6 protein-coding genes are annotated in these 6,882 nt (G+C 67.7%); 5 read left to right on the forward strand and 1 reads right to left on the reverse strand.

Features of this window, described 5'->3' with window-relative positions; all coding sequences use genetic code 11:
* The first annotated feature begins 185 nt into the window (after positions 1-185).
* The 5 genes from BLW05_RS27595 to BLW05_RS27615 all read left to right on the forward strand — a co-directional run bounded on the left by BLW05_RS27595 (position 186) and on the right by BLW05_RS27615 (position 6,001).
* Positions 186-1,442, forward strand: a complete 1,257-nt coding sequence (locus BLW05_RS27595) for an ROK family protein (RefSeq protein WP_256330526.1) — start codon at positions 186-188, stop codon at positions 1,440-1,442.
* Positions 1,435-2,976 carry a sugar ABC transporter ATP-binding protein gene (locus tag BLW05_RS27600; protein ID WP_093166763.1) on the forward strand — a complete coding sequence of 514 codons (1,542 nt, stop codon included), beginning with the start codon at positions 1,435-1,437 and terminating at the stop codon, positions 2,974-2,976. Before BLW05_RS27595 ends, BLW05_RS27600 begins: the two co-directional genes overlap by 8 nt.
* 127 nt (positions 2,977-3,103) lie before the next feature.
* The gene (locus BLW05_RS27605; RefSeq protein WP_093166785.1) at positions 3,104-4,078 is read left to right on the forward strand and encodes an ABC transporter permease subunit; all 975 of its coding nucleotides are present in this window, start codon (positions 3,104-3,106) and stop codon (positions 4,076-4,078) included.
* Positions 4,079-4,119: 41 nt separating this feature from the next.
* Entirely contained in the window at positions 4,120-5,058 is a 939-nt protein-coding gene (locus BLW05_RS27610; RefSeq protein ID WP_093166764.1) for an ABC transporter substrate-binding protein, read from the forward strand.
* Positions 5,059-5,074: 16 nt separating this feature from the next.
* A complete protein-coding gene (locus BLW05_RS27615) occupies positions 5,075-6,001 on the forward strand; it encodes a carbohydrate kinase family protein (protein ID WP_093166765.1) in 927 nt (308 codons plus the stop codon).
* 128 nt (positions 6,002-6,129) lie between these two features.
* Here the strand turns inward: BLW05_RS27615 and BLW05_RS27620 are convergent.
* Positions 6,130-6,882, reverse strand: a 753-nt coding sequence (locus BLW05_RS27620) for an aldehyde dehydrogenase family protein (protein ID WP_143044935.1), incomplete at its 5' end; no start/stop codon positions are given.

Raw genomic sequence — 6,882 nt, forward strand, 5'->3', positions numbered from 1 at the left:
TTGCCCGCCTTCCTTGTGTCTGACCCTTCCGGTGCCGCATGCGTCCTGATCCGAACCCCCGGAAACGAAACATCGGGAAATCCCTGATCACGGACTGCGATCCGCGAACTAAACTTTCTTCAACTTGAATTAATTAATAGCCCGAGACGACACGAATGCCGGATCGGCACCCAAGGAGACATGTGGTGAGACAAAGCGGACCCGGACGGGGGACGAATTCGATCAACCTCCGCCTCTACAACGAGCGGACCCTGCTGCAGCGCCTGCGCCGCGCAGGAGAGGCTTCGAAGGCGGATCTCTCGCGCTGGGCCCAGCTCACCAACACCGCCGTCGGCAGCATCGTGCAGTCGCTGGAGGAATCGCGGCTGATCGAGCCCGCCGGCCGCCGCCAGGAAGGCCAGCGCGGGCAGCCCGCGGGCCTCTACCGCATCAATCCGGAGGGCGCCTACGGCATCGGCGTGCGCCTGGACCGCACCAGCATCGAGACGGTGCTGATCGACCTCGGCGGCCGCATCCTCGCCCGCGAAGCGCACGACCAGCTGCTGCCCCACCCCGACGAGGCCCTCGCGCTCGTGCGCAAGAGCATCGCCCGCATGCTCGGCGTGCTCGACGGCGCGCAGCGCCGCCGCCTCATGGGAGTGGGCCTCGCCCAGCCCTACAACCTCGGCAGCTGGCTGCGCGAACTCGACCTGAAGGCCGACTTCCGCATCTGGGACGACGTCGACTTCGGCGCCATGCTCGCGCAGGCGGTGCAGCAGCCCGTGTTCAAGGAAAACGACGGCAACGCGGCCGCGATCGCCGAGCTCTTCTTCGGCGTCGGCCGCGAGGAAAACGACTTCCTCTATGTCTTCATCGGCGCGGCGCTCGGCGCGGGCGCCGTCATCGACGGCGAGAGCCTGCGCGGCAGTACCGGCAACGCGGCCGACCTCGGCCTGATGCCGGTCCCGCCCAGCAGCCTCGCGTCGGCCCCGCCGTCGGAGCGGCGCTGGGACATCCTGCTTTCGCGCGCCTCGCTCAATTCGCTGACGCGCCATCTTCGCCACAACGGCGTCCAGGTACGCAACCACGATGACCTCGAGGCCTGCGTCGAGTCCGGCAGGCGCGAGGTGAGCGAATGGATGGACGACTGCGTGGACGCGCTGGTGCCGTCGCTGCGCGCCGCGCTGGCCGTGCTCGACCTTCCCGCGGTGGTGATCGATTGCGACATCGACAGCGGCCTGATCGACGAACTCATCCGCCGCGTCGATGCGGGCCTCAGGCAGATCGCCCCCGAAGCGCGCCAGACGCCGCGGCTGCTGCGCGGCAGCTTCCGCGCCAATGCCGGCGCCGTCGGCGCAGCGAGCCTGCCGATGTTCTTCAGTTTCTCCCCGCGCGCCGACGTGCTGCGCGGCCAGCCCGCCTCCGCTTTCTCCCACACCGCCAAGGAGACCTCCCATGCCTGAAGGCACACCTCACCTGCTCGAACTGCGCAACATCTCCAAGACCTTCCCCGGCGTGAAGGCCCTGCAGAACGTGCAACTGCACGCCAACAAGGGCCTGGTCCATGCCCTGATGGGCGAGAACGGCGCCGGCAAGTCGACGCTGATGAAGATCCTCTCGGGCGCCTACATGCCCGACGCCGGCGCCGAGATCCGCATCGACGGCAAGCAGGTGAACATCGACGGCCCGCTGGCGGCCAAGGCGCTCGGCGTATCGGTGATCTACCAGGAGCTGAGCCTCGCGCCCAACCTCACGGTGGCGGAGAACATCTACATGGGCCGCCCGATGGTCAAGGGCGCGCTGGTCGACCGTGCCGGCATGGCCGAATCGTGCACTGCCACGCTGAAGCGCCTGGGTGCGGACTTCGGGCCCACCACCATCGTCGAGAGCCTTTCCATCGCACAGCGCCAGCTGGTGGAAATCGCCCGCGCGGTGCACTTCGACTGCCGCATCCTCGTGATGGACGAGCCGACCACGCCGCTGTCCACCCACGAGACCGATCGCCTCTTCGCGCTCATCAAGCGCCTGCGCAGCGAGGGCATGGCGATCCTCTACATCAGCCATCGCATGGACGAGATCGACGAGCTGGCCGACGAGGTGACGGTGCTGCGCGACGGCACTTACGTCGGCACGCTCGAACGCGCCGAACTCTCGCGCGACAAGCTGGTGAAGATGATGGTGGGCCGCGATCTCTCGGGCTTCTACCGCAAGGAGCACCAGGGCCAGCACACCGGTGCGCGCACGCTGGCGGTCAGGAACATGGCCGACGGCCGACGCGTGCGCGGCTGCAGCCTGGAGCTGTTCGCGGGCGAGGTGCTGGGCCTGGCGGGCCTGGTCGGCGCCGGCCGCACGGAACTGGCGCGACTGATCTTCGGCGCCGATGCCCGCACCAGCGGCGACGTGCAGATGGGCGACAACACCCTCAAGATCGAGCAGCCGCTCGACGCCATCCGCGCGGGCATCCTCTACCTGACGGAAGACCGCAAGGGCGAGGGCTTGTTCCTCGACCTGAGCGTGCGCGACAACATCAACGTGATGGTGTGCCCGCTGGATGCCAGGGGCGGCGGCGTGATGGACGGCCGGCGCGCCTTCGAACGGGCGCGCGACGCCATCAAGCAGCTGTCGATCCGCGTCGCCTCGCCGCGCGTCAACGTCGGCTCGCTGTCGGGCGGCAACCAGCAGAAGGTGCTCCTGGCGCGCCTGCTGGAGCTCAAGCCCAAGGTCTTGATCCTGGACGAGCCGACGCGCGGCGTGGACATCGGCGCCAAGAGCGAGATCTATCGCCTCATCGACGAACTCGCGCGCAGCGGCGTCGCCGTGCTCGTGATCTCGAGCGAGCTGGCCGAAGTGGTCGGCGTCTGCGACCGCGTGATCGTGATGCGCGAAGGCCAGCTCGTCGGCGAAGTCGGCGGCGACACCGGCACCGCAATCACCCAGGAAAACATCGTGGCCCTGGCCACCGGCGCCACCACCGGCACCGTCCCGACCGTGCACTGACCCTCACCCCTACGCCCCGGAGACAAACACCATGAACGCCTCGCACCAGACCGATCCAGCCCTGCCCGATCCCTTCCCGGCTGCCGCCCCGATCGCCGACGGCAGCAGCACACCCGCCGCTTCCGCCATGGAGCACGTGAAGCCCGCAGCGCCGACATCGCGCGGCAAGGACCTCCTGCGCGCCATCGGCATGCTGCCGGTGCTGATCCTGCTGTGCATCGGCTTCGCGGTGTCGAGCGAGAACTTCGCGAGCTGGCAGAACTTCTCCATCATCACCCAGCAGGCGTCGATCAATATCGTGCTCGCCGCGGGCATGACCTTCGTGATCCTCACCGGCGGCATCGACCTGTCGGTGGGCTCGATCCTCGCGGCCTCGGCCGTGGTGGCCATGCTGATGTCGAACGTTCCCGGCCTGGGCATGCTCGGCATCGCTGCGGGTCTGGGCTGCGGGCTGCTGTTCGGGCTGATCAACGGCGTGCTCGTGGCCTTCGTGAAGCTGCCGCCCTTCATCGTGACGCTCGGCGCGCTCACCGCGGTGCGCGGCATCGCGCGACTGATCGGCAACGATGCCACCATCTTCAACCCGCAACTGCCGTTCGCCTTCATCGGCAATGGCGACGTGCTGGGCGTGCCGTGGCTGGTGATCATCGCCTTCGCGGTGATCGCGCTGTCGTGGTTCATCCTGCGGCGCACGGTGCTCGGCCTCAACATCTACTCGGTCGGCGGCAACCCCGAAGCCGCGCGCCTCGCGGGCATCAAGGTCTGGGCGGTGCTGCTCTTCGTCTACTGCACCTCGGGTCTGCTCTCGGGCCTTGGCGGCGTGATGGCTTCGGCGCGGCTCTATGCGGCCAACGGCTTGCAGCTTGGTGCGTCGTACGAACTCGACGCGATCGCGGCGGTGATTCTCGGCGGCACCAGCTTCGTCGGCGGCACCGGTTCGATCATCGGCACGCTGGTCGGCGCATTGATCATCGCTGTGCTCACCAACGGCCTGATCCTGCTCGGCGTGTCCGACATCTGGCAATACATCGTCAAGGGCCTCGTGATCATCGGTGCCGTCGCATTGGACCGCTACCGCCGCAAGGGCTCTGCAAGGACCTGATTTCCCGTTCGCTTCCCCAACCACCAACCAGGAGACTCTTCATGCGCAACAAACTCTTCGCTTTCGCCGCCATTGCTTCCGCCCTCGCGATGCCCGTCGCACATGCCGCGGACAAGGAATTCAAGAACGTGGGCATCACGCTCGGCTCGATGGGCAATCCCTTCTTCGTCTCGCTCGCCAAGGGCGCCGAAGCGAGGGCCAAGCAGTACAACCCGAACGCGAAGGTCATCGCGCTGTCGGCCGACTACGACCTCAACAAGCAGTTCTCGCAGATCGACGGCTTCATCTCGGCCGGCTCGGACCTGATCCTCGTGAACGCGGTCGATGCCAAGGCGATCGAGCCGGCGCTGCTGAAGGCCAAGAAGGCCGGGATCGTGGTGGTCGGCGTGGACGTGGCGGCCAACGGCGCCGACGCCACCGTGCAGACCAACAACGTGCAGGCCGGCGAGATCGCCTGCCAGTTCATCGTCGAGAAGCTCGGCGGCAAGGGCAACGTGATCATCCAGAACGGGCCGCAGGTCTCGGCCGTGATCGACCGCGTGAATGGCTGCAAGACGGTGTTCAAGAAGAACCCCGACATCAAGGTCCTCTCGGACGACCAGGACGCCAAGGGCTCGCGCGAAGGCGGCCTGAACGTGATGCAGAACCACCTCACGCGCTTCCCGAAGATCGATGCGGTGTTCGCCATCAACGATCCGCAGGCGATCGGCACCGACCTCGCGGCCAAGCAGCTCAACCGCAAGAACATCATCATCACCTCGGTGGACGGCGCACCGGACATCGAGACCGCGCTCAAGGCCGACACCCAGGTGCAGGCCTCGGCGAGCCAGGACCCGTACATGATCGCGGTGAAGGCGGTGGAGATCGGTCACGACATCCTCAACGGCAAGAAGCCGGATTCGCCCATGACCCTGCTGCCCTCGACGCTCATCACGCGCACGAACGTCAAGGACTACAAGGGCTGGCAGGCACCGCGCTGAGCAAGGAGAACACGCCATGTTCGTGGTCTGCGGCGAAGCGCTGATGGATGTCTACATGGGCGCATCGACGCCCACCGGCATGACGCTGGACGCACGCATCGGCGGCTCGCCGCTGAATGTGGCGCAGGGGCTGGCGCGGCTGGCGCGGCCGGCGGCTTTCCTCACGGGGCTGTCGAGCGACGCGCTCGGCGAGCGCCTTCTGGCGTCGCTGCGGGCCGAAGGCGTCGATACCTCGCTGATCCTGCGCAACGACGCGCCGAGCACGCTGAGCGTGGTCAGCGTCGACGCGAGCGGGGTGCCGCGCTATGCGTTTCACGGCAACGGCGCCGCGGACCGGCAGATCACGCATGACACGATGCCTGCCCTGCCGCCGGCGGCGCGCGTGCTGCAGTTCGGCTCGTATGCGCTGGTGGTCGAGCCGGTGGGCAGCGCGCTGCGTGCGCTGGCGGCGCGCGAGCGTGAGCGGCGCCTCATCGCCTACGACCCGAACGTGCGGCTCAACGTCGAGCCCGATCTGGCCCACTGGCGCGCAGTGGTCGAGCAGATGGTGTCGATCGCGCATCTGGTGAAGGTGAGCGATGAAGACCTGGGCCTGCTATTTCCAGCCGAGACGCCGGAGCAGGTGGCGGCGCGCTGGCTGTCGCAGGGCGCAGCGCTGGTCGCGGTGACGCGCGGGCGGCACGGGGCGAGCGCCTGGACCCGCAACGCGCAGGCGGATGTGCCGACTCCCGAGACGAAGGTGATCGACACCGTCGGCGCGGGCGACACCTTCCAGGCGGCGATGCTCACCTGGCTCGACGAGCACGACGCGCTCACGCCCGAAGCTCTGGGCGGGCTCGATGCTTCGCAGCTCGATGCGCTGTTGCGATTCGCCGCTCGGGCCGCCGCGATCACCTGCTCGCGCCGCGGCGCGGACATGCCGCGAAGGGCCGAGCTGGGCTGAGGGTCACGACGTTCTCCCCCAGCCTCGCCCACTTCGTGTGGCTCGGGCACCCCCTCTCCGGGGGCAACCCCGGCGGCCCGGCGAAGCCGGTTCCGCGGGGTTCCTGGCCTTGAAAGGTTGGGGATCAATCATTTTGCTGTTGGCATCACGAACTCGGCGCCCTTGTCGATGCTCTCGGGCCAGCGCTGCATGATCGACTTCTGCTTGGTGTAGAAGCGCACGCCCTCCTCGCCGTAGGCGTGCATGTCCCCGAAGAGCGACTTCTTCCAGCCGCCGAAGCCATGCCAGGCCATCGGCACGGGAATCGGCACGTTGATGCCCACCATGCCCACCTGGATGCGACGCGAGAACTCGCGCGCCACGTTGCCGTCGCGGGTGAAGCAGGCCACGCCGTTGCCGAACTCGTGGGCGTTGACCAGGTCCACCGCTTCCTTGAGGTCCTTCACCCGCACGCAGCCAAGCACCGGGCCGAAGATCTCTTCCTTGTAGATGCGCATGTCGGGCGTGACATGGTCGAACAGCGTGCCGCCAAGCCAGAAGCCGTTGTCGCAGCCCTCGCCGGCCTGCGCACCCTTGAAGCTGCGTCCGTCGACCAGCAGCTTCGCGCCCTCCTTCTCGCCTTGGGCGATGTAGCCTGTGATGCGCTCGCGCGCCGCGCGGGTGACGATCGGACCCATCTCGGCCGCGAGGTTCTCGCCGTCCAGCACCTTGAGCGACCTGGTGCGCTCGATCAGCTTCGGCAGCAGCCGGTCGGCGACATCGCCGACGAGCACGGCCACGCTGATGGCCATGCAGCGCTCGCCGGCCGATCCGTAGCCCGCGCCGATGAGCGCATCCACCGCCTGCTCGATGTCGGCATCGGGCATCACCACCATGTGGTT

The organism is Variovorax sp. YR216 (assembly GCF_900107745.1).
Taxonomy (GTDB): domain Bacteria; phylum Pseudomonadota; class Gammaproteobacteria; order Burkholderiales; family Burkholderiaceae_C; genus Variovorax.

Coding starts and splice junctions, on each gene's coding strand:
- BLW05_RS27615 (WP_093166765.1), top strand. CDS start 5,075: ATGTTCGTGGTCTGCGGCGAAGCGCTGATGGATGTCTACATGGGCGCA.
- BLW05_RS27600 (WP_093166763.1), top strand. CDS start 1,435: ATGCCTGAAGGCACACCTCACCTGCTCGAACTGCGCAACATCTCCAAG.
- BLW05_RS27610 (WP_093166764.1), top strand. CDS start 4,120: ATGCGCAACAAACTCTTCGCTTTCGCCGCCATTGCTTCCGCCCTCGCG.
- BLW05_RS27605 (WP_093166785.1), top strand. CDS start 3,104: ATGGAGCACGTGAAGCCCGCAGCGCCGACATCGCGCGGCAAGGACCTC.